Origin of the sequence: Haloquadratum walsbyi J07HQW2 (assembly GCF_000415985.1) — an archaeon.
GTDB classification, from domain to species: domain Archaea; phylum Halobacteriota; class Halobacteria; order Halobacteriales; family Haloferacaceae; genus Haloquadratum; species Haloquadratum walsbyi_B.
On the sequence record NZ_KE356561.1, the window covers coordinates 1,004,523 to 1,007,708 of the forward strand.

The 3,186-nt window shown below is 51.1% G+C and carries 3 protein-coding genes; all 3 read right to left on the bottom strand.

What is annotated here, in order from left to right; genetic code table 11:
• Window positions 1-103: 103 nt before the first annotated feature.
• Window positions 104-676, bottom strand: a complete 573-nt coding sequence (locus J07HQW2_RS04610) for a MaoC family dehydratase (protein WP_021054213.1) — start codon at window positions 674-676, stop codon at window positions 104-106.
• Window positions 677-707: 31 nt separating this feature from the next.
• The gene (locus J07HQW2_RS04615; protein ID WP_021054214.1) at window positions 708-1,913 is read right to left on the bottom strand and encodes an acyl-CoA dehydrogenase family protein; all 1,206 of its coding nucleotides are present in this window, start codon (window positions 1,911-1,913) and stop codon (window positions 708-710) included.
• A gap of 447 nt (window positions 1,914-2,360) precedes the next feature.
• Window positions 2,361-3,186: MmgE/PrpD family protein (locus J07HQW2_RS04620; RefSeq protein ID WP_303703964.1), on the bottom strand; the 826-nt coding region annotated here is incomplete at its 5' end.

The window sequence follows — 3,186 nt, forward strand, 5'->3', positions numbered from 1 at the left end:
TCCGCTGACCAACAACGCCGCATCGTCAGGGATACGTTCAGCGGCACTTTAGCGTCTATGACCGGCAGATCATCGTCGATCCGATCCGGCGTCTGTGTAGCCACTATTCTAGATCCTCCGGTTGTGTACCAATTTCCTCGGGCCAACCGGTCGGAGCAGCCGCGGAGGGCTTGGCATACTCGCGCTTCAGTACCATTGGTGTCCGTTCCAGTGAAAGAACAAGTTCATCATTCTGATTGTATGTCCGGAGCTTTGTAGTGACGATACCGACATGATCTCGAGAGTCGCTCTCTCGCGCTTCAATCACTTCACTCTCGGCAAAAAGCGTGTCACCGTGAAATACCGGCGCGTGATGGCGGATCTTATCATAACCAAGATTTGCTGTTGCGTTCGCGGAGACATCAATAACGCTCATTCCGACCGCCAATGCAATAACGAATGTCCCGTCAACGAGGCGCTCGTTGAACTCGGTTTCAGCTGCGTATGCCTCATTAAAATGCATCGGATTGAGGTTCATCGTGATATTGGTAAACCACACGTTGTCCGTTTCTGTCACCGTGCGACCATATGGATGTTTGTAGATATCTCCAACAGTGAAGTCCTCGTAGTATCGACCCTGCCAGCCGGCGACGAGTTGCTTGTCCTGCACGTCATCTATGGTATTGTCGTCTGTCATTTACTGTGTCTTCCGCGTTCGTTGTTGCTTGTTAGTACGACCGTGGGAGTTCGAGCACATTTTCACCGAGATAGTTCAGCGCCATCTCCTGTGCAATTGGAACTAGTTTTGTCAGCCGGGCTTCCCGAAGATACCGTTCGACATCATACTCCCTAGCAACGCCACGGCCGCCGTGAGTCTGGACAGCGGCGTCGGCTGCCTCGAAGGCAGCTTCAGCAGCGAGATATTTCGCTGTGTTTGCTCGCGCACCGATTGCCTTCTGATCATCGTCGTCGGTCTGTGTCGCCGCCTCGAACGTGTACTGTCGGGCAGACTGGAGGCGGGCGTATGCCGCCGCTAGTGGGTGTTGGATTGCCTGGTTTTGACCCACCGCACGACCGAACACTTCACGATCGTTCGCGTATGCAACACCCTTCTCAACGGCAAGTTCACCAAGTCCGATTGCCTCGGCGGCAATAACTAATCGTTCTTCGTTGAGTCCGTCGAGCACCTGATAAAATCCGTTGTCTTCCTCGCCGATGAGTTGACCGGCGGGAATCCGGAGATTGTCGTACTCTACGTTAAAAGAGCTGACAACACCGCTGACGGTCTTATCAATCTCGTCAAGTTTGATACTCCCATTATCAATCCCCTGTGGGACGTCAACAAGAAATAACGAGACACCATTGGTGTGTTTCTCAACCTCATTGCGGGGTGTTGTTCGGGCAGCTAGGATCAGATAGTCGCTCACGTCGATTCGTGAGGTCCAGAGTTTTTCGCCATTAATAACATACTCATCACCCTCTCGAACGGCCTGTGTTGTCATTGCTGTTGATTCCGACCCAGCCTTCGGCTCGGTGAGGCTGAAACACTGAATCCATGCGTCACCCGAAGCAACACGCGGTAACAAGTCCCGTTTCATCGCTTCGCTCCCATGACTCACCAGTGGTGCGGAATTGTAAATTGCCGCATGAACCGTCTGTGCGCCACTGAATCCAGCACCGGAGACCGCGATTTCGTACATCATCGCAATAGCTTCTTCTGTATCGTACCCTTTGCCACCGTGCTCCTCAGGCAGCAGGACACCAAGCCAGCCGTCATCAGCTAGCGTTTCAACAAACTCATATGGGTACTCGCCTTCAGCGTCTCGCTCCCGCCAGTATTCATCGTCGAATTTATTACAAATTGTGCGTATCTCGCGCCGAACCCGTTCCTGCCGCTCGGAAAGTCCTATGTCTCCACTACCGGAGCTAAACATGATCGCAGATAATGTAACTGATTACTTAAATATATTGTTTAACAGGATATGTACCGACATTCAGTGGCAATATTAGAAATATTATTTATCGTAGTCATCACGGCTGCAGAAGAGTAAGGATGACCACCGTAGCTAAGAGGAAATTTCTATATGTTTGACACAAAAATTATAACTCATATATATTTTGTAAGTGGCATTCAAGATTACACGCCTCGAATCCTAATTTAACTGTACGTCTGGACAGCGGCGTCAACTGTTACCCCCGTAGTAAAGTAACTCAACATTATGACATACACCACGGTCAACCTGGCTAATACCTCGGATTCAGCGGTATAGCCGACGCGCTGTCCGGATCGCCAGTCTGTCGAGTATCACCGTGTTGTGTCATGTTTCTATAGCTCAATTCCATCGACCACTAAACGGGCGCGGGTATGAGTACTCCGTCGGTCACATTGCCCGGAGTGTAGCAGCCACGTCCTCAATCTCAGATAGTGATGATAGGGTCTTATAAATTCTCGAAGCGTCATCTGACGATATTGCTCGGCTCGCGCAGGCCTCAAACTTTGCCCGGAACATGTCTTCTGAGAGCGGATCCTCGTGAATCCCCGGTGGGTTCTTCTGACGGTGCTCGAATGTCTCGGTATCAGTAGTTATCTGTACTGTTGCGGCATGAGAATCATATGATAATGACGTGTCCACTTCAAACTCAACCAATTCGCGAAGCGCCTCTAGCCTTGAGTCGTCAATTGCATTATTCTCGAACTCGGCGAGACCAATTCGGTCCCGCGCCACTGCGCAGGCGACTGCATGCTCCATCGAGAACTTCGCCTCTAACCCAGTCTCAGGCTCGGGATTAGTGAGGGCATCACCGGCGCCGCCAGCTGCCTGGACCTTGATTCGCTTGATTGCATCTGGATCGATATCTGAATTGAGCAGACCCTGTGTCGCCGCGATAGCAGTGTGTGTGAAATAACAACACGGGTATGCTTTCATGTGGATTCCCTCTGTCTGGAGAGCCCACTCGTTACCAATATTGAATCCAGTGTGTTCGATCCTATCGAACAACCTGCCTGATGAGTCGTATAGATCATAAAATCCCTGTTCTCCGCTAATTGCCGCTCTACCTGCCGTCAACCCGTCGGAAACTAACGTGGCAGCGGTTACGCCCGAGCGTGAGCAGAGACCTGCATGGAGCGGCTTTGTCATTGATCCAAAATTCTGTTTTGTCCCTGACGGCATTGAGGCGGCGACGTTCAATACTCGGCCTATTTTA

Bases quoted from the DNA above. Each gene is read 5' to 3' on its own strand.
- J07HQW2_RS04610 (WP_021054213.1), bottom strand. From the start codon at position 676: ATGACAGACGACAATACCATAGATGACGTGCAGGACAAGCAACTCGTC.
- J07HQW2_RS04615 (WP_021054214.1), bottom strand. From the start codon at position 1,913: ATGTTTAGCTCCGGTAGTGGAGACATAGGACTTTCCGAGCGGCAGGAA.